A 24983-nucleotide genomic window follows, 5' to 3' on the forward strand; every position below is an offset into this window, starting at 1 on the left:
ACCCGGGGCTTTTAGTATTATTAGGTCAATTAATAAATCAATTTCCTCCATCCCACCACACACGTGTGGTAAATAGGTCGGGTAATGTCGCGCCCTGTTGGAAGTTGGCATTAGCAGCCACTTCATAGGCTGGGTATCGAAGCTTACGCATAATCACTCCATCTGTCACACTTGCCGGGTGATTAGTAGGGGTAAGTACGGGATAGCCAGTTCTTCTCCAGTCAGACCAAGCTTCCCACCAGTTAAAAAATTTGCTGACCCAAAGCTGTTCTCCGATCATTTCCAAGGCCGGTTTTGCGACACCATAGGGGTGACGTTGCAAATACGTTGCCACTTGGGCATCGGTAACTACCAAGGATTCGTCAAACGGTGTATACATCTGCATCGCCTCTTTAACACCTGCTTCATAATGTCCTCTCGCAGTACCGGGAATACCCGAGCCAATTCCTCGTTCCAGGGCCTCCGCCATTAAGAAATGGGATTCAGCAGCATTCATCAACATATACGGATCGTCTCTTTGAAGCATCAAAAAATTAATGCGGGAGTAGGTAGCGGTCTGATCCACGTCACGTCCCTCTAATTCATCGAGACCGGCAGCATCAAAACCATTTGGCATGCCTTTTTGCTCCAGCGGATTGGTATTGGTAGGAGTCCATGCATTGGCTGACCACTGAGCAATGCCGCCACTCAAAATCATCAACCTGGGATCTACTTGATCTGCTGTGGTAGCACCTGCTTTCAACCAATCCACAAGTGTTTTGCTCAAGAAGCTTGGCTGTCCACCATCGCCGGGATAGAATGCTCTGGAAATCCCATTTTGGTTTATCCAAACGCTAGGACCCTCCGACATCGGCACCCACGCATTGTCCGAGTTGGTCATCATCACTCCCCCTGCTACAGCTTTGGTCACATACTCTGCGGCCAATTGAGGCGCCACATTGGAGGCCCTCATCGCAAGGCGCAGCATCAAAGAATAGCCAAATTTCTTCCACTTGGCAATGTCCCCATTAAAGATGATGTCCGCATTGGAAAAACCCTCATTGGGATTAGAGGTACTTAATGCAGCGGAGGCTTCCTCAAGTTCTTTCAACAATGCAGGATAAATATCTGATTGCTTGTCATACTTCGGAAAGAAAACACCGTCCATTCCCTGAAGCGCCTCGAAATACGGAATATTTCCGTAAAAATCTGTCAGTCTATGAAAGTTAAACACCCGTAAAATCCGTGCAGCATTGCGCATATTGACTTTATTTCCCTCGTCGTATCCGCCAGGACCGGTTTGCCTCAGCACTTCAGATAGGTTCTTTAAAGCGTCTCCATAGAAGAATTCAAACGGAGCGTTGCTTGATTCGAAATTCTCTGTATACTTGTCACCAGGAGCTATACCACCGCCTGCATTGGCCAGCTGTTGAATGAGATAGGCCCCCATGCCGATATTGGTCCTCCAGTCGATGTACCGGTTATCCCCCGCAGAACCTCCAGAAGCAGTGCCCAATTCAGCAGCTGTGAAAATAAAGTTCAAGTCTATTTGAGTAACCGCTTGTGGGTTAATATTCAGATCGTGTAGGTTTTGCGTATCGCATCCAACCAAAGGCATAGATGCCAACAGAACATACCCGAAAAATCTATTGATTAGTTTCATAATCTTTTACGTTTGAATTAGAAGGTAGCTCTTAAGTTAAATCCATAGGTTCTGGCCTGCGGCATACCGAAGTAATCCAAGCCTTGGCCATTGCCGGAAGAATAAGCCGACTCTGGGTCCACATTGTCAATGTTCTTCCAAAGAATGGAGAGATTTCGTCCTACGAAGGAAAGTCCCAGTGAATTGAACGGTGTTTTTTCGGTAATCCTTCTAGGGAAATTATACCCGAAAGTTATCTGCCTAAGTTTAGCAAAAGATCCATCGTAGATAAAGAAATCCTGAACGCGGTCCCCTGTTCGCTGCCAGTAATTGACAGCCTCTCCAGGAGTAAGTGTTTTACTGAAAGGAACGTAGACAGGTTCACCGGCAGCATTAGTACCTTCCTGAACAACACCTGTTACGGTCAATGGATCCTCCCCTACACGACCTGCTAAGGTTTGCTTATGCAGGCCCCATTGGGTTAGTCGCACATTGGTACCCGAGTAAATATCACCACCGATTCGAAAGTCGACCAAAGCCGAAAGATTAAAGCCCTTAAACGTGATACTATTATTCAACCCGCCCGTAAAATCTGCAATCCCATTACCTATAACCTCCATTTGGTCTGACTGAACGGGTGCCCCGTTAGGTTCAAAAATCGGCTGCCCATCTGGTGTTCTCTTTTGTACCCATCCGGCAAGCACGCCGAAAGGTTGATCCACCCGATGCTGGACAAATACAGTACGGGTGCGTGGTTCCTCCACATTCAGAATCTCCGTGCCTTCGATCAGTGATAAAACCCGGTTTCTGTTTCTGGCAATGTTTAGGGAAACATCCCAAGTCAACTTGGAATTCTGTATCGGAGTACCAGTTAGTAACAGCTCTACACCTCTGTTTCTCATTTGACCCAGATTCACCAAGGTGGATCCAAAGCCTGAGGTACGCGATATCTGCGCATTCAACTGGTCTTCGGTACTCATCTGACTGTAATAGGTAAAGTCTAGGCCCAAACGATTTCGGAGAAAACGAACATCAAATCCAATTTCCGTTTCTGTGGAAAGAAGCGGTACCAGGAAGGGGTTAGGGATCGTGCCTGCGTTTCCTTGGGCAGTTGCAAACGAAGCCATGGGAACGTTCTGACCCGCAAAGTTCACGGCTGGTGCACCTAGCAAAGAGTACACATTCAACGTCTGATAAGGGCCTACGGTGGAGTTACCCACCCTTGCCCAGGAGGTACGGATCTTTCCAAAACTCAGCCAATTAGGTAATTCAGTCAGCGCATCGGAGAACACAAAAGAGCCACCGATCGATGGGTATAGCACGCTGTTGGAAGCCGGATTAAGTGTGGAAAACCAGTCCTGTCGCGCGGTTGCGGTGATAAACAAGAAACCGTTATAACTAAACTCTGCTGACCCGAATACGGAGTTGATTCCCCATTCGGAAAAACCATAACCGTAATTTCGAACAACTGCGTTATTTATGGCATGAAAAAACGGAACATTAAATCGCTGCCCGTTGGCAGAGATAGTCTCGTCCTTTCTTCGCATCCAGTTAGAACCTACGAAGGCATTTACGCCAAACTTCCCGAACTCGCGGCTGTATCCGAGTATAGATTCCAAGTTTATCTCACTCACTGTTCGGTTACCTTCGGAAATATTTCCACCGCGATCGTATCCGGTTCCCTGAGGTGTCAGGCTGGAAAACCTTCGTACAAACCAGTCCATACCTGCTCGGCCAGAAATGTATAAGTGATCGGTGATATTGTACCTCATGGATCCAGATGTGATGATTCTATCCCGTTTGTCATTCACGGATAGCTGATGAGTAGAGAAATACGGATTTTGTCCCCATGGATTGTTGGTCATGAGGTATTCTTCCTGCTCGGCAAACCCCCATACGTTCAATAAAGCAGGGTCGGTTCCTGGTGCGATTGTACCCAAACGATTCGGATTACCTTTACCCCACTCTACATTTACATTCGGCGGAAGTGCAAAAATGGATTGAAATGCGTTGCCAGGAGAGTCGGAAAGCCGAGGTCTGTTTCTCGTGTTTTCATTGGAATACATCACCTTCGCATCAAATGTCAGCCTTTTTCCAAATTTACCCGAAGTACTAAGCGTCATGTTGATGCGGTCAAAACCGGCATTTGGCACAACTGAATTACTACGAAGGTCAGTAACATTAAACCGGAAAGTTTGGGTATCGCTACCTCCGGCAAGCGACAAGCTATTAGTAAAGGCCTGACCCGTCTCGTAAAATCTTTTCCAGTTGTCGCCCGCATGAACATACGGTCTCTCAATGCCATCAAAATACATGGCGTTACCGGAACCCAATCGTTCGCCCCATGCTTGAGTCCCCCAGTCATACGCTTGCCTAACTGTGGTTGGCCGGACGGAAGCTCCAGTCTGCTGATCACCTTGAAACCGCCCTGAACCAAACGTCGTCTGAAGGTCAGTTTGATCATTGATCCGCTCAAAAACCGCATTGGAGTTGAATTCAATACCAATGCCCTTGCGGGAAGTACCCTTTTTGGTGGTAATCAAAATAACGCCATTAGCCGCACGGGATCCGTAGAGTGCTGCCGCACTGGCACCTTTTAGTACCGACATGGACTCAATATCATCTGGGTTTACACTGGTCATACCGTCACCGCCATCTGCACCTCCCCAAAGGGTTGCTTGCCCAAAATTCGTATTATCCATCGGCACGCCGTCAATGACGTAGAGCGGCTGGTTATTCCCCTGCAAGGACGTGTTTCCACGTATAATAACCCGGGAAGAACCTGCCGGACCAGACGCCACGTTGGTCACGTTCACACCCGCGACACGACCAGCCAATTGATTGGCCAAGTTGTTTTCCCTCGCTTGGGTAAACTCCTCACCGCCCACTTGGGTAATCGAATATTGAAGGGCTTTCACATTTCGCTCGATACCTAAAGCAGTAACTACCACTTCGGAAAGCTCTGAAGCATCTTCCTGCATCACCAAGTTAATGGTAGTACGGTTACCGACCGTTTGCTCTACGGTCTGAAAACCCAAATAAGAGAATACCAGGACGGTCTCTCCACCAGGAACACTCAGACTGTACCTACCATCCACATCCGTGGCGGTACCCGTCGAAGTTCCTTTAATTAATACCGACACACCGGGCAACGGGCTGTTATCAGACTGATCTGTTACCCTACCGGTTACGGTTTGTGCCTGAAGCACTGCTCCAAAGGAGATCAGTACGCCCAGGCAAATCAGGAGTAAGCGTTTTTTCATAATGGATCATTTTGGATTAAATTTTTTACTACTACCCTATGTGAATCCGCACCTGCGGAACATTTGGTCAACTTTTACACTAACGGAACAATAGAATAAACTGACTATTGAATCATTTGGATAAATTAAAAACACTCCTCCAAGAACAAATAACTTATTTCCAAATATTATTCTACATACCAACAATTAACACACAGACTTATCTTGATTATCGTTGAAAGTTAGAATTATTTAAGGTAAAATGAAAGGCTAAATTTGATTTTTTTTCATGTTTTTTGTCATTCATTTTTTTGATGAACGGAAATACAGATATAAATTCTCACCATCAAATCGTCGATTCGTTTATAAAGAAAACGGGCGGAACCTCCCCCTACGAAAACTGGACAGTAACTATGCCCTCCTGCCGGTCGTAATCAAATAGACGAACTTTAGGAATCAGTTTGGATATACTTATATCTTTGCATCAAGGTAAAAATCGCCGTTGCGTTTACACACAAAAGAAGCCGCTATTCATGAGTATAAGGGAAAATCTAAGTCACCTGAAACAATCATTTGTGTCCAAACATTGTCTATTGGTAGCCGTTAGTAAGACCAAACCGGTGAATGCCATACAGGAAGCCTACGATGCAGGCATACGGGACTTTGGTGAAAACAAGGTGCAGGAAATGGCTGACAAGGCCCCTCAGCTACCCGATGATATACGCTGGCATATGATCGGCCACCTGCAGCGAAACAAGGTAAAGTATATTGCTCCCTTTGTCCACCTAATCCATGGGGTCGACTCCTTAAAACTGCTGACGCAAATAAACAAGGAAGCTCAAAAAAATCAGCGGGTTATCTCCTGCCTGCTACAAGTACATATCGCACGGGAAGAGACCAAATTTGGACTGGATATGAATGAACTGAAGGAAATATTATTGGGTCCGGACCTGCCGAAGCTGGAAAACATAAAAATCGAAGGACTAATGGGTATGGCAACCCTGACAGACAATGAGGAAATCATCCGATCAGAGTTTGCTGGGCTGCGAACCCTCAGGGATGATCTGAGCAAAGAAAGCCTTCCAGAAAATGTCTCCTTAAAAGAATTAAGCATGGGCATGAGCGGAGATTACCTCATTGCACAGCAGGAAGGCAGTACCATGGTACGCATTGGAAGTGCAATCTTTGGAGAACGAAATTATCACTGAGACATGCAAACAAAAACGATGATTCAACTCGCAGCAACCCTGGGAGCTATGAGCGTGGGTATAGGCGCCTTCGGTGCACATGGTCTAGCCGACATACTGGAAAGCACCGGTCGCACTGAAACCTTTGAAACCGCAGTGAAATACCAGTTTTACCATGGGTTGGCTATCCTGGGCTGTGCGATACTCTCCCATCAATATCCTGGACGAAGCGACTGGAAGTGGGCAGCAAGACTTTTTTTAGTTGGAATCATTGTTTTTTCCGGCTCACTTTACGTACTATCCCTTACCGGAGTCACCTGGCTCGGGGCCATTACTCCGTTAGGAGGGTTAGCCTTCCTTATGGGATGGGGATGGATGGCCCGCGGGGCATCCAAGTTAAACGGTTAATCTACACCTTTACTAAACAGTTTCATTCGTATGGGAATCAAAGCGAAAGCGCTTTTTTCAGCTAGCCTCATTTTTCTATTCTGTTCCGTATTTGCACAATCCCCACGGGAAAGGCTTGTGGGTCTGGATGGGCTGATCGGCAAAAACACCTTCTTCGACAATCACTTGACCGGGTTTATGCTTTACGATTTGGACAGCCAAACCGTAGCGTTTGAAAAAAACAGCCATCTTTATTTTATCCCTGCCTCCACCACGAAATTACTGACCTTTTTTTCTTCCCTTTTGGTCTTAGGGGATAGCACTACCCTGCTTCGATACATGCCCAAAGGTCAGGATGTATTGATCTGGGGTACCGGTGATCCCTCACTGTACTATCCAGCCGCTGGCATCCCCAAACCAAAAATCGACTCCTTCCTCTCCAAATACCAAGAAGTCTACTTTTCAGATCATAACTGGAAAGACGAGGCTTTTGGATACGGCTGGCAATGGGACGACTATAACTACGCCTATTCAGCAGAAAAATCACCTCTTCCTTTATTCGGAAATCTGGTGACCGCCGTAAACGTGAACAATCGCCCGACGTTGACGCCATCCATATTTTCCATCTACCAGAGTGATAAAAATGTTCGTAACGTAACCAGGGAATGGCATTCAAATGATTTTTTCTTCAATCCAAAAACCTACAACGGCATGCGGGCACAGGTACCCTTTATCACTTCGCAAAAAACGTTTGTCACGCTGGCAAGTCTCGAGTGGCGCAAAACAGTCCATCCCTCTAAAGACCCCCTCCCCACAGAGCATTTTATTTTCCGGGGGGTACCCACTCGCACCTTATACAAGGAAATGATGCTGGAGAGCGACAATTTCATCGCAGAACAATTGCTTCTTCAGGTATCCGACGAGGTATTTAAGGAATTGAATACGGAGAAAACAATTGAATATATCCAGAAAACCTACCTTTTCGACCTGCCCGATAAGCCTCAGTGGGTTGATGGATCCGGATTGTCCCGCCACAACTTGATTACGCCTCGTTCACTGATTGCCGTATTGGAAAAAATCTATCGGATAATTCCCGATGAAGAAATCTACCAGTTGTTTCCGGTGGGCGGTCGTACCGGCACCCTGAAAAACAACTACTATGCACCTACACCCTATGTGATAGCCAAGACTGGTACCATCAGTAACAACCATAGCCTGGCTGGTTTTATAAGGACCCGAAACAACAAACTGTATGCGTTCGCGCTGATGAACAACAATTACCCGTATAAAGCCACCATTGTCCGAAGGGAAATAGAGAAAGTATTGCTGTATATCCGGGATAATTTTTAACTTCAACCAAACGTTGAAAACCACCGCCATGAACAAAAGAAATTTCCTGAAAAGCCTGGTGCTGACTGGGGCGACACTCCCTTTTATGGGTATGAGAGCCTATCAGTCTAAAGCACCGGCATCCACCCCACTACTGCCCAACTCACTGAACAAGGGGGATCTCGTAGGTCTGATAAGCCCTTCCGCTGCCACCTCGGAAAAAATGCTGATCACCTTTGCGAAGGAAGCCTTAGAAGGGCTTGGATTTCAGGTCAAAGAAGGCGCAAACCTTTTCAATCGCAGAGGTCATTTAGCCGGAACAGATGCCGAGAGAGCCGCGGACCTCAACGCGATGTTTGCCGACCCGGAAGTAAAAGCCGTCATCTGTATCCGGGGAGGATCCGGGGCGGCTCGTATCTTACCGTTAATTGATTACGAAACGATTCGGAAAAACCCCAAACCTGTATTGGGATACAGCGACATCACCGCACTACATCATGCCATCTACGCAAAAACCGGTCTGATCACCTTTCACGGCCCAAACGGAACTGGAAGCTGGAATAGTTTTAACGTCAGGCAGTTTGAGAAGGTGTTTTTTGACAGAGAGCTCGTGACCTATGAAAACGAACTCGTAGAAGTAGATGACTTGGTGATCAAGCAAAACAGAACCCAAACCATCTGTGGGGGGGAAGCCGAGGGAATCCTCTTTGGAGGCAATCTCACCGTTCTGACCGCCCTCGCCGGCTCTCCTTATTTGGCGGACTTTAAGAATAAGATTCTCTTTTTGGAAGATATCGGAGAGGAACCCTATCGCGTAGACCGGATGATGAGTACGCTAAAATTAATGGGGGCACTGGATCAGATTCGGGGATTTATATTTGGACAGTGTACAGACTGTGATCCCTCTACCGGATATGGAAACCTGAACTTAGACCAGATCTTCGATGACTACATTCTACCATTAGATATCCCCGCATACCGTGGCGCAATGATAGGGCATGTGCCGAAGCAGTTCATTTTGCCAATGGGCGCCCGGGTAAGCATGAACGCGGATAAGGGCGTTTTCAACTTATTGGAACCAGTATTTCGATCTTGATTAACCTATAAATCTCCATGAATACCATTCGTTATTTGGCGCTGGGTGACTCCTACACCATCGGCGAAGGGGTCACCGAACGGGAACGGTTTCCAAACCAAATGGCCCAAAAATTGCAAGAAAACGGGATTCTCGTCTCTAGCCCTAAAATTATTGCAAAAACCGGTTGGACCAGCAAGGAACTACTGGAGGCAATGGAGGCAGAACAGATACATCAACAGGTTTTTGACTTGGTATCAGTTTTGGTAGGGGTAAATAACCAATACCGGGGACTTCCCCTAGAAGAATACCGCTTGGAATTTGGGGAGCTACTGAGGCAGGCCATTCACCTAGTGGATGGAAACTCCAACCGAGTGTTTGTACTCTCCATCCCGAATTGGGGAGTAACACCCTTTGCCAAAAACGACCGACGACCGTCCAAACAGATTACCGAGGAAATCCGGCTTTTTAATGAAACAAACCACCGAGTAGCAGATTTCCTAAACTGTCCCTACGTGGACATCTCATCCGGCTATCAGCTAGAAGGGCACCTTCCCGAAAACCTAACAATTGACCAGCTACACCCCAGCGGGGAGATGTATGCCAAGTGGGCCGATTTGTTGTACAGTGCCGTAAAAAAAACCTTTGGAAAATAATGAAAAAGGCCGTCTCGATGTGAGATGGCCTTTTTCCTAAGTGCCTTTTGGATAATCACCTAGTGCCTTTTGGTAGCACATTGGATATCAAGGAAACCTTTTCAATGGGTTCCGAGGCATTGGAATAAATCCTTACTACAGAGTTCTGCTTTCCCATCTTCCCTGCTGAGTTGAAAGAAACCTTGATCTCCCCTCCCTGCCCTGGCGCTATAGGCTCTTTGGGCCATGCCGGAACGGTACACCCACACGTTGCTGCCACGTTGGAAATCACTAGGGGAGTTTTACCGGTGTTCTCGAACTTGAAAACATGTTGCACCTTGTCACCCTGTGTGATGTTTCCAAAATCGATGGACGATTCCTCGAAGGTAATAACCGGAGACGCTGCAGAGCGCTCCTGCGCTTGGGCAGCAAACGAAGCCAACATTCCAAATACCAACAAATACACTAACTTTCTCATTTGTCTATTTTTTAGTTTACTGAAGTCAAATTGAATCTTTTTTAGTTACGCATTTTTCGCGACTTTCACTACTTCTCTTCCTCTTCCCGACTGCTTTTAACTACCTATCGGATTCCATACTCATTCTTTTAACTCTTTAAGGTAAAATTTCCCGTGAAAGTTCACCATAAACAATACTTCTTTTGCCCGGGTCATCGCCGTGTAGAGCCACCGAATGTACTGCCGATCTAGCTGCTCGTCCGTTAGATATCCCTGGTCAACAAACACCGCATCCCACTGCCCACCTTGGGATTTATGGCAGGTCAACGCATAGGCAAACTTCACCTGTAGCGCATTGAGGTAGGGGTCCTTTTTCAAAGATTCCCGTAGCTCCTTCTTACTGGCCACATCTTGGTAATCCGCCAACACCTCGTGGTAAAGCCTGTTATAGTCCTCCTGCGACAAGGCAGGCGACGCAGTGTAAAGCGTATCTAAGACTATCTTCGCCTCGAAGTACGGTTCCTCCGGATAGTCTATCAGCCTAAGCTCCACCGTAGCAAACCTTAAGCCATATAGCTCTTCAAAGGAACGAATTTTTAAAATTTCCACAAAATCACCGTTGGCCAAAAAGCTGATCCTTTCCGAATCGGCCATATAGGTGTAGTTATTTTTAACAATCATTAACCGATCCCCCGCACTAATTTCGTCTTCGTAAAAATGAATCACCCGGCGGATATACTGATTGTATTGGACAGCGGTCTTGTTGGACCGAGTCACGATGATGGTATTATCTACCCCGTAGGTGTCGTACGCATACCGAAGGCCTTCTTCCAACCGATCTCCATTCATCCGATAAAAATCTTTAAAGGACTTCGAGTAAAACCCAATAGTAGGCTCCTTCTTGGAAAGCTCACTCCGAAGCCTGGTGGCATTGTACAGTATTCCCGAATCCAGTTGCTGCCTTGTGACCTCTGTGAACTCCACCTCCTCTACCTGTAACCTAAAGTGTCGTGCCAGGTAAAGCTTATCCAGTGCCGGGCTGCTTTCACTGCCAATAGGCGGTAGTTGGGCCCCGTCCCCTATAAGCAGCAGCCTGTTCGAGGTATGTTGAAACACAAAGCTGATCAAATCCCTCAGCAAACTGCCTGAGCCCCCACTCTCATCGGCAAGCATAGACGCTTCGTCCACGATAAAAACCGTGTGCTGATAGTAGTTCTTTTGCAGATCAAAGCCGATCCCCGAGCTCCTATCGGAGTCCTTAGGTCTGTAGATAATCTTGTGAATGGTAAAACCGGTTTTACCAGCATAGCCACTCATCACCTTCGCTGCCCTACCTGTTGGTGCCAACATGAGGGCACGCAGGTTGAGGGAAGGTAACGCCTTTACAAGGGCCGCCACTACCGAAGTTTTTCCGGTCCCTGCATAGCCCCGTAATATAAATGTTGACATGGGGGAAACATCCGGCGCCAAAAAAGTATCCATGCGACTAAAAAAGCGCTCTTGTCCACTAGTAGGCTGGTGCGGAAATTTTTTCCGAATAGGAACCGAAGGCTTCATCAAGGCAGTTATCTTTACAGGAAAGACACGAATCTAAGGGGAATATGCCTAACATAAAAAAAGAAATCGAGGAGAAGTTTGGCAATCGTCTGCGAACGAGAGTAAATGGCATCCTACTGCAAGGAGAAAAAATCCTAATGATCAAACACCGTATGGGGGAAGGGCGCTTCTTTTGGAACGTTCCCGGAGGCGGGATGAAATACGGAAGCAGTGCGCCGGAAAACCTGATACGGGAATTTAAGGAAGAAACCGGCCTACATATTCAGGTGAATGACTACTTGTTCGTACACGAGTTTCTCGAACCCCCGCTGCATGCTATCGAACTCTATTTTGCAGTGGAAGCTATCGGCGGGAGATTGGAAATCGGGGAAGATCCTGAACTCGACACGCCAAATCAACTAATCACCGATATACGGTTCCTGGGTGTAGAGGAAATCCAAAATATCCGACAAGAAGAAAAACACGCCATGTTTTGGGGAATAAAATCGACCGATGATGTAAGAATATGGAAAGGATATTTTAATTTTGGAAATAAATGCATAAACTAGCATCCTAATAAAAACCTTCAATTCTTCAAAACACATTAACTGACGTTAAAATCAACCAAAAATGAATCTGACCAGAATTTTATCCGTCGTCTTTCTTCTAGGAGCATTGGGCCTAGGCTATAAATTATACCTAGGAGTAGACGAAGTAGTAGAAGAAGAGAAAAGACTAGCACGAACAGAAGCCAGAATCATCGAAAAGCTACAAATGCTCCGAGACGCACAGATTGCGTACAGAGCCAACAAAGGTGAATATGCGGGAAGTTGGGAAGACCTACGCGAGTTTATTGTGGACGGAGAGATTTTCATCATACAGCGAACAGAAACGACCAAACTTCTTGATTACGGCAAGGAAGAAACCACTGTGGAATTTGATACCTTGGGATCTGTAAACGTAATAGACTCCTTGTTCAACGAACGCAAGTATCCTGAGTTCAATTTGGAAACTATGAACGTAGTGCCTGGATCTGGTGGTAAGCAGTTTGAGTTCTTCACAGACAAAATTGAGCGTAGTGGTAGGGAAATTTCCGTATTTGAGATTCGTGACCCGGCTCCTATCAATCCTAATAGAAGGAAAAACAACAACGAGAAGGCTCTTCGCGTTGGTTCCAGAGTAGATGCCTCTACCTCAGGTAACTGGGAATAAACGTTGGATAGCAAAGGAACATATATCCTAAGTAAATTTCATGGCGATAAATTGGATACAGACGAGGTATCCAGTTTATCGCTTTTCTTGTATAGAACGTCTTTGATCGTCTTAGCGCAGGATGATACTGGTGAAGTCTGCGCGGTAAATCTCTACTCGTTTCAAGAGTTCAGTGACTTGTCAATGATCTTTGAGGAAGATCCGCTTATCCATTCTGCCAACACGTTCGGAAGGCTATTTATCCACAACGCCCAGTTTGTTTTGGTACCCCAGCCGGTATTTGACCCAACACAGTGCGAAGTCTACCTGAACTTCCACACCGAAGTACAGACTGCCACTACAGAAGTTTTTCACCTGGGTATACACTCCAATACGCTACAGGTAGTTGGGTGTGCAGAAAAAGAGCTGCTTTCTTTCCTGGACTCAGCACTTCCGGACTTAGAAGTATCTTCAGGAGCGGCATTCCACCTGTCCTATTTATTGGACACCTTTGCGTCCTCCCATGAGGAGCACATCTTTCTTCTGCCCGGCCCGGGGGCACTTTATGTAGGAGCGTTCAAGGATAGCGAACTGGTTTTGTTTAACTATTTTGAAATCCATACTGAAAATGACCTGATGAAATTCCTCTTCGCCGTGGTCAAACAACTGGGATTCGATCAGCGAAGTTTGCACCTTTCAGTGGTCGGGGATCTGATCCACGTTTTCAGCTCAATCGACCAACTCATACCATTTTTTAAGCACATTGAACAACTTGCACCCATCGAAAAGCTTTCCTTCCGAGCAGGTGCGGAAAACTTTCAAAAGGCCGGCCTGCTAGAGGCTTATTGGATGCTCTAACCTCCGATTATGAAAAAAATTGCCTTATTTCCCGGTTCCTTTGACCCCTTTACCAAAGGACATCACGATATCGTACTGCGTGGACTGAACCTTTTCGACGAAATCATCATCTCCATAGGTCACAATACCACGAAAAAAAACCGGTATTTCGACATTGAGCTGATGATCGAAAAAATCGAATCTTTGTATCAAAGTACCCCCAATGTAACAGTGATGTTATACAACGAACTCACGTCCTCTTTGGCCAAAAAACACGATGCAAATTACTTGCTACGAGGTCTTCGCAATACCACGGACTTCGAATACGAAAACACCATCAGCCAGATGAACAGGTACCTAAACGAAGACTTAGAAACCGTGTTCTTGATCACTTCACCTCAATTCGCCGCCATCTCCTCTACAATCATTCGGGAGGTACACCGATATGGTGGCGACGTTCGGGAGTTTCTCCCCTATGAAATTTGAGGCACTGTGGGGGCAGATTTTAAAAAACGCTTGTACAAATACCGCATAGACGGGTAAGAGTTCACCAAGGCAATTTTTGCTTCTTGGTGGTTCATCCAACGTAACTCCTCAATGCCTTCTTCCAGTTGGGGCTGCATATCTGAATCTTTTACGCACTCCATGGCATACCAATACGTTTTTTTGAGGATATTTTTGCGGTTTTGGGTGTACGTGTGCCAAGTCTTGCAGATAGGTGCCTTCAATTTTACTTTCAAGCCACACTCCTCTTCCACCTCCCGCACAGCGCAGGCTTCAGGTGTTTCCTTTTTTTCGAACTTTCCTTTTGGAAAATCCCACTTCCCCAATCGATAAATGAAGAGTACCTTGTCTTCCTTGGTAACGACACCGCCGGCAGCCTTTACGATATAAAATCTGCTTTTGACAAATCGCTGCATCTCCTCCTTGATCCCGCTTACCACGGTGATACTGTCCAACTTCTTCAGCTTGCGCGTCCTAAGTAAATACAATAGCTTTACGATGATCTCCCTAGAGGGATTCACAATCAATACATCATCATACAATCCCGTAAAATGCGGCAAATCTTCGGGGTTGTCGTAGACTACCTCAAAGGTACGGTTGGATGGCAGTTCGGAAGGGGAACAAAGCTCCAGAGGCTTGTCGTTGATAAAAATCTTCATTGCCCAAGCAAGTTTTTTCAAAAATGCACTTTTTTTTTACCCCCTACAACCTTGCATAAAAATTTATCCCATAATTTTATCCCATGGAAATTCAAAATGAGAACACCGCTACGAAAATCGCCCAACATTTGTTGGAAATCAAAGCTATTCGGCTCAAGCCACAAGACCCATTTACCTGGGCATCAGGCTGGAAATCGCCTATTTACTGCGACAACCGCCTTGCCCTTTCCTATCCGCCCATCCGCACCTACATAAAAGAGCAGATAGCCGAAGCCATCCATAAACACTTCGGAACCGTCGAAGCCATTGCAGGCGTAGCCACTGCAGGAATTCCACAGGGGGCCCTTGTCGCAGACGCGATGCAGCTTCCGTTCCTATACGTACGCTCAAAGCCCAAAGGGCACGGAATGGAAAACATGATTGAGGGTAAAATCACTCCCGAACAAAAGGTGGTGGTCATCGAGGACCTGGTTTCTACTGGTGGCAGTTCGCTCAAAGCCGTGGAAGACCTTCGCGGTGCCGGATTTGACGTGCTAGGAATGATCAGTATTTTCACCTATGGATTTGAGGTGGCAAAGGCGAATTTTGAACAGGCGAAAGTGAAGCTAATCTGCCTCAGCGACTACGAACATATGCTGCCACAGGCTGTAAGGGATGCTTACGTATCGGAGGAAGATCTCGCTACATTACAACAGTGGCGACTCGATCCGGGAAGCTGGAAACCTTAACAAGACGGCTTCAGTCCTAAAATTTCTCAATAATTCCAAGACCGAAAAGCGCAAAATCATACTTTACCGGATCATTTTCATCCAATAAACGTAGGTTGGCTGTCAGTTCCATTGCTGTCAGCCAATCTGTTTGTTTTCGGGTAATCAATCCCAATTTGCGCGCCACTCGATCGACGTGCAGATCACAGGGACATACAAGCTGGTAGGGTTTTATTTTTTGCCAAATTCCAAAATCAACCCCTTTGGCATCCTGCCGGACCATCCACCGAAGAAACATATTCATCCGCTTACAGGCGGATTTACGGAGCGGGGTAGCCACATGCTTTCTTGTTCTAGTAGGTGCGGATTCCAAACTGAAAAAGTACTGATGAAAATCGGTCAGAAGCCTTTCCATCACATCTACTTCTTCCGACCACGCCATGGTAAAGGCCTCCTCTAGGCTCTCATGATTTCGATACACATGGGATAGAAATGCAATAAAATACAAGGTATCCACGTCATTGAAAGTGCGGTGCTTGAAAGACAAAAAAGCAATCAAATCGCGTTCTTGATGGTGCAGCATGAACTCATGGGGACTGTTATCCATACGCTCCAGAAGATCAAGACTTTTTTGCACGATCGTCTTGCGCTGACCCCAAGCGAGCGTGGCCGCAAAAAAACCCGCTATCTCAATATCTTGCTTCTTATGGTATCGGTGAGGTACGGATATGGGGTCCAAGGGAATAAAATCCGGGCGGTTAAATTCCCGCTCTTTGGCATCCAAAAAGTCGCGTAACCGATCCCCAATCATCCAGTGATGGAGACTTTTACCTCTCCGCCTTGTATTCCGTCAAACCATTTGAAATACAAGAAATCATCCTGCTTGGAGGCCAAGTGCCAATCAAAACACTTGACGTTTGTAAGCTTGGTCAATTTATCGTCATCTGGCTTGTATAGACAAATGTCAAAGTCTGGGATTTCTTTAATATCCGTGGTGTTCCACTTTTCTACAATCAACCCCTCTTCCAAGACCTTAACTTTCTTCCCAAAAATAAAATCTTCGATCACAGAGGGAATCCCGTCCCGGCGACGAAAATGGTAGCAATTGGGTCCGAAAATAATCTGCTTATACAGCCTACCTTCCAAAAGATCTGAATCATCGGAAATCCTTTCCCATTCACTGCTATCCACCTCCTTTACCTGAGAATTACTCAACTTGCTCAATTGGCGTGACACCCAAGAAAAAACCATGGTAACTGTGATAAACAAAACACCAAAGGTAGCTAAAACAGGGTAGGAGATGATAAAGAGGGCGTTCCATATAAACTTGAAGACGTTATGGAACAGTAACTGAAATTTGTTCATTAGTAGGTATTCAATACTCAAAAATAATTGATAATCAGTAAATAACCAAAAAAGGCCGTTTTTTTAACGACTATTACCATTCCATGAAACACATCTATCCTCCACTATCAATAAGAAATCTCCACGGGAAAGCGAGGGTTCACCGCTCTCAGTTGATCAAACGCCGCCTTGGAAACTTTCACGATGAGACGGGAGTTATCTCCTGTATTGGGAAGTGTACCCACTACCCTTGCGAAAATGGTCACGTCGTTTTCCTCATTTCGAATTCTCATGATCGTACCGACGGGTGCATCCCTGTGCAGAACGAGGTATTTCTTATGGTTTCCAGTACCTTCTATGACCTCTGCCTGACCAGTTTCCTTGATGTTTTTATAGGCCGTAGAAGAATCTGTGTTGTTGGTAGTTGGGACTGCTGTTTCAGTAGGCCTTACCGATGCAGCAGCTGCACTTGTTGTGGCATTGGATTCACTGGATTCTGGAGTCGGATACCGGGTTACAGGTATACTTGCCCCGGTTTCTCTCCCAACCTTCAGAGTCTGTCCGATAGACAAGTTATTCGAGGAGAGGGCATTCCATGTAATCAGGTCCTCTACTTTGGCTTGGTAGGTTTGGGCGATTGAGAAGAGTGTCTCACCTTGGGCAACGGTATGGGATTTCCATCCACCTATAGACGATGTAGCCAAACTGGGTGCAGGTGTTGAGGTAGCCGCAGTAGCAGATCGCTCTGACCCTCCAGTTGCCCTTTCTACTGTGGACGAGGCCTTTTCAGCTGCTTCAGGTTTCGGTTTGGGCTCTGCCCGGCTCCGTTCTCTGCCTGTAGATTCCGCCACGGCTACCTTTTGATCAACTACGGCTACGGTTTCCTGAATTTGCTGAACCGGTTTGGGCTCGGGCAAAGCCACATTTTTGATTATAAGAGACTGCCCAACACTTAAATCGGTACCCTGTAGGTTATTCCATTCCTGAATTTGCTGCACACCTACCTGGTGCTTTCTGGAAATTGCAAAAAGTGTTTCTCCTGGCTGAACACTGTAGAGGATCGCTCCCTCAGGTATTTCCTCCTTTTGAATGTACGGGACGAGGATTCGCTGACCAATCTTTAGCCCATCCTTTAAAGCTTCGTTATTTTGAACAATCTCACTCACAGGCGTATTGTACCGACGGGATATACCGAAAATGGTTTCCTGCGGCGCCACCTGATGCACGATGAAGGTCTTCTCTCCAATCTTTTCTACCCCAATAGAGTCTAAAAGGACCCGCTCGCCTGCCCAGGACGAAACCGATAAAATCCAAAACACGGTAACTACTAAATACCTTTTCATGTCAACACGTTGGTTTTTCGCATGCCTACTATTATCCTTGTGCAAATTTCAACTTTATTTTTTCAATTGCAACCGGACAGGAACCCAATTAGGCCATTAAGGGATTTTATCTGTATATTGAACCTCAAATACCGACACCAATGAAAATACACCTCTCCCTACTGATAGCGTTCATTTTTGGCCTCATGGCAACCTACCTTGCTTATGCTAACGAGAATGACGACGAAAGGGATACCAAAAAAGTTTTTGTCTTTGAGCTAAAAAGTGACATAGACCCCAGAAGCAACCGAAAAGTGCGACTGGCGATGGAAGAAGCAAAAAATCAGGAAGCTGATCTGATCATCATCCATATGGACACCTATGGTGGTGCTGTGAATGACGCGGATGACATCCGGACCATGATCTTGGAATCAACCATCCCCGTTTATTCGTTTATTGACAAGGATGCTGCTTCAGCAGGTGCTTTGATCTCGATCGCCTGCGATAGCATCTATATGGCTCCGGGGGCCAGCATCGGTGCTGCCACGGTGGTAATGGGAGGGTCCGGTGAGGCTGCTCCAGACAAATACCAATCCTACATGCGTTCTATGATGCGCAGCACGGCTGAAGCACGGGGCCGGGATCCACGAATAGCAGAAGGAATGGTGGACGAAAAACTGGAAATTGAAGGTATATCCAAAGCCGGCGAAGTAATCACCTTCACGGTTTCGGAGGCTATTGCCAATAACTTTTGTGAAGCGCAGGTATCCTCCATCCCGGATCTATTAGACCACATAGGATGGGAAAACCGCGAAATCGTGTATTACGAACCCTCTTCGATCGAGGATATAATTGCTCTGTTTCTAAACCCGGTGGTCAGTGGCTTTTTGATCTTGATCATATTTGCTGGGATCTACTTTGAGCTGCAAACCCCTGGTATTGGCTTTCCGCTGTTGGCCAGTGTGATTGCAATCATCCTTTATTTCATCCCCTACTACCTGACAGGACTTGCCGCCAATTGGGAAATTGCCGTTTTTATCGTCGGGGTAGTATTCTTATTGATTGAAATATTTGTCCTGCCGGGGTTTGGTGTATTCGGGATACTGGGAATCCTGGGAATCCTAACAGGCCTCACCTTGGGCATGCTGCCCAATGATCTGTTCGACTTTACTTTCGTAGCATCCGGCAAGCTTTTCACCGCATTGTTGACAGTGCTGCTTGCCGCTATCATTGCTACCGTATTACTATTCACCCTCATGCCAAAGGTAAATGAGTGGAAAGCTTTCAGCAGCATATCCCTAGCCACTACTCAACAGCGTACTGACGGATACACGTCGACGATGTATTCAAATGACCTGGTAGGCAGGGAAGGAGTGGCACACACCAGGCTGCTTCCCAGTGGAAAGGTACGCATTGACGATGAAATTTACGATGCATATTCACGCGGAGAGTTTATAGATAAAGGAGACCCTATCAAAATCATCAGCTCCGAGGGTACTTCCTTGCGGGTGAAAAAGGTCGACCCGGAAGCGTGATAGATCCAACCCTACCGGTGGAGATTCGTAAATTAATCCTAAAAACGGGAGAATCAGTAATCTTTTTATAGCCCATGCCTCTACTGCAGAGAATATATTCGATCTACGGTACAATCGTGTTTTTCGGTACCTTCTTGATCTTACTGCCAATTTTTGTGCTGACGATCGAAGTACCCCGTTTGCGTAAATACGGTAGAAAACTAAACCGACTTTGGTCCAAGGTATTCTTCAGTTGTCTGCTGATACGTGTCAAATTTGAAAATTTGCACCACCTGAAAGCAAACCACCAATACGTAATTGTCTCCAACCATTTTTCCTACCTCGATATACCGGCGTTAGGACTCATACCCTTTGACTTGGTTTTTGTGGGAAAGGCATCGCTTGGTAACGTACCTCTCTTCGGCTATATGTTTAAGAACCTGCATATTGCGGTGGACCGAAACAGCCTAAAAAGCCGTGGAGCGTCCATTGCCAAAGCGAAAGAAGTAATCGATGAAGGTGCCAGTATCGTCATCTTTCCAGAGGGCGGAATCAACAGCCCCCACCCCCCTCTTTTGTCCCGGTTTAAAGACGGGGCGTTTAAAATCGCTTTGGACAAACAAATTCCCCTAATTCCTATCACATTATCCTATAATCACTTAATTTTGCCCGACGACGGGAAGTTTTTACTACGGCATAAAACCGCCAAAGTAGTGATTCATCCTCCGATACCCGTGGTGGGTGCAGACGCAAAAATGCTCAATGTGTTGAAAGATCGCTGTTACCAAACCATCCAAGAGCAGCTCCTGAAAGACAATGCGGGCATCGGTGAACTCTCATCGGTAGGGGTGGAGAACAGCTGAATATAGGCACTGTCCGCTTAATATAGTAACCCCAACAATGCGTGCCTGACGCAGTCGCCACGTAGAGAAAAGCTTATAAAAAATACGGGATACCGCCTGCCTGGCAAACCGCAGACGTATCCGTCATAAACAAACAACAAATGAAGATAGACGTAGGTACATTACGGAAAATAGCCCACCTTGCCAGACTTGAATTTGACGAAGAAAGTGCCGAAAAAATGACCGCCGATATGACCCAAATTCTGGACTGGGTGGAAAAGCTCAACGAGGTAGATACCAGTAACGTGGCCCCCATAACCACCATGTCATCAGAGGAAAACGTCCTGCGAGAAGATGTCATCGGATCTCACTTGGATCATGAACAAGGGCTAAAGAACGCACCACAGCGCGACTCGGATTACTTCAGGGTTCCGAAGGTACTGGAGTAATGAAGTCCACCATTCTGAAACGAATTTTTTCATACCTGTTTGTATTCCTGCCAGCTTCTATAGCGGTAATCGGCTGCGTGGGATTGATCGCACTGCATCTGTTTTTCCCCAAAGGAGCCCTTCCCCTTATTCCGGGAATGACCGGTGAAATGGTAAATATCCCCCTGGGCTACATTTCTTTGGGATTTGGGCAACTGACGCTGGAAACGCAAAATTACCTTCTTTACCAGGTATTTGAGTCCGTGCCACCGATGGATTTCCCCCTACAAAGTCAATTAATGGGACTCCTGGTATGGATTCTTTTCTCCTTGGGAATTGTCTTGATCAGCGGTTTCAACAGGTATCCGTTTATTGCGAGCATGGCTGCCGCTATATTTCTGCTGGTTGTCTCGGGGGTCAATGACCTAGGTCTGACTGCCCTCGGTCAAAATTCCGGCTTATTGATTGCTCTCGGTGGACTGTTGCTTCCTGCCATTCTAATTCACACGTTTTTCCCTTATGCTGGACTGGAAACCCGGACACCGATCATCCTGCCTGTGGCGCTAATTACTTGGTTTACCCTGATTTATTTTTCCCCTGTACCTGCACCTACCTTGCTCTTGGCGGAAAACATTAGCCTGACCGCTATGGTAATTTCGGCAATTTTTCTAGTGTATATCGGACACTCGGTAGTCAGTTCCATCTACGTGCTACTTGCCAAACTCAACCAAGGTATAGGAATAAAAATCATCTGGCACTTTCTGGTGTTATCTATTGCCTACATCGTCTTTGTGGCACTATTGTATATGCAATTGACGGGAGAATTACGCGCTTCTTTTCCCCTGCCATCAGTTTTTTGGGTATTTATACTTGCCGGAGCATTGGGGTTTTGGGAGACCACCCGAAAGATCCGACAGATCCCACAACCCTATACCCTTCCCTTGATTGGCAAAGGAGTGTACCTGATTGGGTTTGCTATCAGTAGCTTGGTGTGGCTAAAAGCCGATCTCACAGTGAATGCGCCCATGGCGGATTTTCTTCAGCACATTCTATTATATGCGCAGCTGGGGTTTGGAATCCTGTTTTTCCTTTACCTAATCGCCAATTTCCTCGGCATAATGAATACGGGAAGTGCCATCGAAAAAATCATGTATCGACCTCCCTTCTTTCCGTATTTTCACATGCGGATGGGTGCCCTGCTTAGTGTAGTGGTGTTGGCGATCTATTCCGACGGCATCGTAGCGGTACAGGTAGGATCCGCCTCTACAAACCTCTCCGCAGACTACTATCAGACTATAGGAAAGAAACAAGAAGCCGCGATACTTTACGAATACAGTTTTGACCGCTATCGCAATAATCCAAAAAACCTCAACGCTGTGGCACATTACTATTTTGAGGAGCGGCAACCTACTCCGGCTACGCAGGTGCTTATGCGGAGCTTTGACGAGAGGCCCACAGTAAACAACATCGTATTGCTTACCTCACGCCTACACAATGCATCCAAAAGTTCAGAAGCACTCTTTTACCTACAGGAGGGGCTTAAATATTTCCCTGGAAACCCGTACCTCCTAAACAATCTGGCCATACTGAAAAGCAAACTCCAGCAACCCATTGAAGCACGGGAGCTATTAAAAAGCATGAACGACCAATCGCCAGTCAGAGACGCCAACCTGCAGGCATTGTATGCAATACATGGATTGGACTGGGAGGATCAGGACCTAACGCCCAACCTTCCTGGGCAGATAAATCGGTTGGCTAACTACAATCTGGTCGCTGAAATAGCTCCCTTCGAACTTCCTACCGATTCCATTCGTGTACCTTCGCTGATCAACCGCGCCACGCTCAGAAATCAATGGAGTAATGTAGCGCATAGTGAACTGTACAACGACTTAGATTTGCTGGATGCGCTACTGGCCCACGAGGTCTCTCCGTCGCTAGCCGCCGAGCTACTGGAAACACAGGTAATCCGAAACTACCGGGAAGGGCAGCTAAACGACTTAATCGCCACGTTGGGCAGTCTCGCAAGAAACTACTCCGGAAGTGCCGGCTTTTATCTGTCCATGCAGGCAAAGGTACTCGCCGGACAGATGGATTTGCCTAAAGCCGCCGAGGTAATCACTGCGGCTGAAATCAACGGCTTTTCCAAGATCGAACAGGACATGCTTCCATTGCTGTATTTTGGGGGCCAACAGGAAGCAGCTATTCGATTGGCAGAAAATTACGCCATTCCCTTTCCAAATTGGATGAAGTGGGACGAAGCAGGCAAGTTAATGGAAAATGATACGGTCACTCTGGCAAAAGGCCTCGCAGACCTGTTGGCTGGAACGAAAAAATCCGTATGGCAACCTTTGGAAAAGATACAAGCCACCCCACTCAAAGCATTTTACGCGATCGAACTACTCCTTAGAAAATCCCATTGGTTTGAGGATTCAGATTTTCAGGAAATCAGAGACATCTTGGAATCCGCCTATTCAGAATCAGAAAATTTGGCAAAAGTTCACTCACTGCTAGCCTTCTTTCAACACGATCACCCCCTCCCAGATGAGAAATTGAACCCGTTTTTCCCCTACAAAACGAAAAGTCGGGTTGCCAATGCCTACTGGACGCCGCTAGTATTGGGTGAGGTAAGGAATACCGAGGACCCGATCGACGCCTATAACCTGCTACATACCGCCACGCGCTTCAACCGTGATCCCTTACTGTGGCTAGAGCTCGTCAAGTTTAGCCGCAGGATTGGTCAAGATGCCTACGCAAGTAACTACTTGGCAGAAATGGGGGCATGGCTAAGTACTGAAGAGCTCATCGATTTGCAGATCAAGTACCTCCCGTAGACTGCTTGGCCCTCTACCCACCTGAGAAGTGGATAGATCAACTACCTCCCTGCATCAAGTCTTCAATTTCCTCTGCTTCGATGGGAATATTTTTCATCAGGTCCAAATAGCCGTCTCGCTGGATGACAATATTGTTTTCCAATCGAATACCAAAGCCCTCCTCCGGAATATATATACCCGGCTCCACCGTGAAAACCATTCCCTCTTGGATAGGCTCATACATCGTACCCACGTCGTGAACATCTAACCCCAGATGATGGGAAGTCCCATGCATAAAGTACTTTTTATACGCCGGCCATTGAGGATCTTGGCCTTCGATATCTTGAGCCGTAATCAATCCCAAGCTGATCAACTCTGCCTGCATGACCAACCCAATTTCCTGATGGTAGTCCTGTATGATCACACCAGGCCTTAGCATGCCGAAGGCCGTTCGCTGTACTCGTAATACCGCATCATACACTTCTCGCTGACGCTTGGTAAACTTGCCGTTGACCGGGATAGTACGCGTCATGTCTGCGTTGTAATTACCATATTCCGCACCTACATCAAGTAAAATCAGTTCGCCGTCCCGGCACTCCTGATCGTTGTCTATGTAGTGAAGCACACAGGCATTGGGCCCTGAAGCAATGATGGGTTCATAAGCAAACCCTTTGCTACCCCGTCTTACAAACTCGTGTAAAAACTCGGCCTCCAACTCATACTCCATTACGCCCGGCTTAGCAAACTTCAGTATACGGCGAAATCCAGCATCCGTAATATCACAGGCTCGCTGCAATTGAGCGATTTCCTCAGGCTCCTTCACCGCCCTGAGCTGATGCATAAAAGGAGCTACGCGCCGATAGGTATGCAGGGGGTACCGCTCTTTACAATAGTTGATGAAACGGGCATCCCGGGTTTCCACCTTCACGCTGGCCCGTAGGTGCTCGTTTGTGTTTAAAAACACCTCGTCACTCAGTGCCATCAGCATAGTCAATATCCCCTCAAAGCTGTCGGTCCATTCCACCTGCCCGATCCCGGAGCACTCAGCGGCCTCCTCTTTGGTTAATTTGTGGCCCTCCCACACAGCAATGTGTTCATCCGTTTTACGAACGAAAAGCATCTCCCTATACTCTTTCTTTGGAAAATCAGGACACAACACGAGGATTGTCTCCTCTTGATCTACTCCAGTAAGGTAGAAGAGGTCGTTGTTTTGGCGGAACCGCATAGTCCCATCGGCATTGGTAGGCAAGATGTCGTTGGCGTGAAAAATGGCAAGTGCATGCTTTGGAAGCCTACTAATCAACTTCGCTCGGTTTCGGATGTATAGACTTTTATCTAGGGTTTGATAGCGCATAA

At 46.6% G+C, this 24983-nt stretch carries 23 protein-coding genes; 14 read left to right on the forward strand and 9 right to left on the reverse strand.

Annotated features, from left to right (window positions below):
- Positions 1–37: 37 nt before the first annotated feature.
- Both JJU34_RS17285 and JJU34_RS17290 read right to left on the reverse strand, forming a co-directional pair.
- Entirely contained in the window at positions 38–1642 is a 1605-nt protein-coding gene (locus JJU34_RS17285; protein WP_228693662.1) for a SusD/RagB family nutrient-binding outer membrane lipoprotein, read from the reverse strand.
- 17 nt (positions 1643–1659) lie between these two features.
- A complete protein-coding gene (locus tag JJU34_RS17290) occupies positions 1660–4884 on the reverse strand; it encodes a SusC/RagA family TonB-linked outer membrane protein (RefSeq protein WP_228693663.1) in 3225 nt (1074 codons plus the stop codon).
- Between the two features lie 512 nt (positions 4885–5396).
- On the opposite strand from JJU34_RS17290, the gene JJU34_RS17295 reads away from it, so the two are divergent.
- The 5 genes from JJU34_RS17295 to JJU34_RS17315 are packed head-to-tail and all read left to right on the forward strand — an operon-like array spanning position 5397 to position 9497.
- Positions 5397–6071 carry a YggS family pyridoxal phosphate-dependent enzyme gene (locus JJU34_RS17295; RefSeq protein WP_228693664.1) on the forward strand — a complete coding sequence of 225 codons (675 nt, stop codon included), beginning with the start codon at positions 5397–5399 and terminating at the stop codon, positions 6069–6071.
- 3 nt (positions 6072–6074) lie between these two features.
- Positions 6075–6458 carry a DUF423 domain-containing protein gene (locus JJU34_RS17300; RefSeq protein WP_228693665.1) on the forward strand — a complete coding sequence of 128 codons (384 nt, stop codon included), beginning with the start codon at positions 6075–6077 and terminating at the stop codon, positions 6456–6458.
- 30 nt (positions 6459–6488) lie between these two features.
- Entirely contained in the window at positions 6489–7787 is a 1299-nt protein-coding gene (locus tag JJU34_RS17305) for a D-alanyl-D-alanine carboxypeptidase (RefSeq protein ID WP_228693666.1), read from the forward strand.
- 28 nt (positions 7788–7815) lie between these two features.
- A complete protein-coding gene (locus JJU34_RS17310) occupies positions 7816–8862 on the forward strand; it encodes an LD-carboxypeptidase (RefSeq protein ID WP_228693667.1) in 1047 nt (348 codons plus the stop codon).
- 17 nt (positions 8863–8879) lie between these two features.
- Entirely contained in the window at positions 8880–9497 is a 618-nt protein-coding gene (locus JJU34_RS17315) for an SGNH/GDSL hydrolase family protein (protein ID WP_228693668.1), read from the forward strand.
- A 55-nt stretch (positions 9498–9552) separates the two neighbouring features.
- Here the strand turns inward: JJU34_RS17315 and JJU34_RS17320 are convergent, their stop codons facing one another.
- On the reverse strand, positions 9553–9954 hold the full coding sequence (locus tag JJU34_RS17320) for a DUF1573 domain-containing protein (RefSeq protein WP_228693669.1): 402 nt from the start codon (positions 9952–9954) through the stop codon (positions 9553–9555).
- 120 nt (positions 9955–10074) lie between these two features.
- Complete coding sequence (locus JJU34_RS17325; protein WP_228693670.1) at positions 10075–11490, reverse strand: AAA family ATPase; 1416 nt, start codon at positions 11488–11490, stop codon at positions 10075–10077.
- 44 nt (positions 11491–11534) lie between these two features.
- On the opposite strand from JJU34_RS17325, the gene JJU34_RS17330 reads away from it, so the two are divergent.
- From JJU34_RS17330 to coaD, 4 genes are all read left to right on the forward strand, one after another.
- Entirely contained in the window at positions 11535–12038 is a 504-nt protein-coding gene (locus JJU34_RS17330; protein WP_228693671.1) for an NUDIX hydrolase, read from the forward strand.
- A 61-nt stretch (positions 12039–12099) separates the two neighbouring features.
- Positions 12100–12681: a hypothetical protein gene (locus JJU34_RS17335; RefSeq protein WP_228693672.1), complete on the forward strand. Its 582-nt coding sequence runs from the start codon at positions 12100–12102 to the stop codon at positions 12679–12681.
- Between the two features lie 3 nt (positions 12682–12684).
- Entirely contained in the window at positions 12685–13518 is an 834-nt protein-coding gene (locus JJU34_RS17340; RefSeq protein ID WP_228693673.1) for a DUF3822 family protein, read from the forward strand.
- A gap of 9 nt (positions 13519–13527) precedes the next feature.
- A complete protein-coding gene (gene coaD, locus JJU34_RS17345; protein ID WP_228693674.1) occupies positions 13528–13983 on the forward strand; it encodes a pantetheine-phosphate adenylyltransferase in 456 nt (151 codons plus the stop codon).
- Here coaD and JJU34_RS17350 read toward each other — a convergent pair.
- The gene (locus tag JJU34_RS17350; protein WP_228693675.1) at positions 13971–14660 is read right to left on the reverse strand and encodes an NUDIX hydrolase; all 690 of its coding nucleotides are present in this window, start codon (positions 14658–14660) and stop codon (positions 13971–13973) included. The two genes, coaD and JJU34_RS17350, sit on opposite strands and share 13 nt — an antisense overlap.
- 83 nt (positions 14661–14743) lie before the next feature.
- On the opposite strand from JJU34_RS17350, the gene pyrE reads away from it, so the two are divergent.
- Positions 14744–15388 carry an orotate phosphoribosyltransferase gene (gene pyrE / locus JJU34_RS17355; protein ID WP_228693676.1) on the forward strand — a complete coding sequence of 215 codons (645 nt, stop codon included), beginning with the start codon at positions 14744–14746 and terminating at the stop codon, positions 15386–15388.
- A 16-nt stretch (positions 15389–15404) separates the two neighbouring features.
- Here the strand turns inward: pyrE and JJU34_RS17360 are convergent, their stop codons facing one another.
- The 3 genes from JJU34_RS17360 to JJU34_RS17370 form a co-directional block, all read right to left on the reverse strand.
- Positions 15405–16178 (reverse strand): TIGR02757 family protein, encoded by a 774-nt coding sequence (locus JJU34_RS17360; protein ID WP_228693677.1) that lies wholly within the window; start codon positions 16176–16178, stop codon positions 15405–15407.
- Positions 16175–16732, reverse strand: a complete 558-nt coding sequence (locus JJU34_RS17365; RefSeq protein WP_228693678.1) for a hypothetical protein — start codon at positions 16730–16732, stop codon at positions 16175–16177. Before JJU34_RS17365 ends, JJU34_RS17360 begins: the two co-directional genes overlap by 4 nt.
- A 107-nt stretch (positions 16733–16839) precedes the next feature.
- The gene (locus tag JJU34_RS17370; protein ID WP_228693679.1) at positions 16840–18054 is read right to left on the reverse strand and encodes a LysM peptidoglycan-binding domain-containing protein; all 1215 of its coding nucleotides are present in this window, start codon (positions 18052–18054) and stop codon (positions 16840–16842) included.
- Between the two features lie 185 nt (positions 18055–18239).
- Here JJU34_RS17370 and JJU34_RS17375 point away from each other — a divergent pair, with 185 nt between their 5' ends.
- The 4 genes from JJU34_RS17375 (at position 18240) to JJU34_RS17390 (ending at position 23648) form a co-directional block, all read left to right on the forward strand.
- Positions 18240–19568, forward strand: coding sequence for an NfeD family protein (locus JJU34_RS17375; RefSeq protein ID WP_228693756.1), 1329 nt, complete (start codon positions 18240–18242; stop codon positions 19566–19568).
- Positions 19569–19642: 74 nt separating this feature from the next.
- Complete coding sequence (locus tag JJU34_RS17380; protein WP_228693680.1) at positions 19643–20410, forward strand: lysophospholipid acyltransferase family protein; 768 nt, start codon at positions 19643–19645, stop codon at positions 20408–20410.
- A 140-nt stretch (positions 20411–20550) separates the two neighbouring features.
- Positions 20551–20838, forward strand: coding sequence for an Asp-tRNA(Asn)/Glu-tRNA(Gln) amidotransferase subunit GatC (gatC, locus tag JJU34_RS17385; protein ID WP_228693681.1), 288 nt, complete (start codon positions 20551–20553; stop codon positions 20836–20838).
- On the forward strand, positions 20838–23648 hold the full coding sequence (locus JJU34_RS17390; RefSeq protein WP_228693682.1) for a tetratricopeptide repeat protein: 2811 nt from the start codon (positions 20838–20840) through the stop codon (positions 23646–23648). Before gatC ends, JJU34_RS17390 begins: the two co-directional genes overlap by 1 nt.
- 37 nt (positions 23649–23685) lie before the next feature.
- Here JJU34_RS17390 and JJU34_RS17395 read toward each other — a convergent pair whose 3' ends face one another.
- Positions 23686–24981, reverse strand: coding sequence for an aminopeptidase P family protein (locus JJU34_RS17395; protein ID WP_228693683.1), 1296 nt, complete (start codon positions 24979–24981; stop codon positions 23686–23688).
- Positions 24982–24983: the final 2 nt, after the last annotated feature.

Origin of the sequence: Lunatimonas sp., from assembly GCF_020832325.1 — a bacterium.
GTDB lineage: Bacteria > Bacteroidota > Bacteroidia > Cytophagales > Cyclobacteriaceae > Lunatimonas.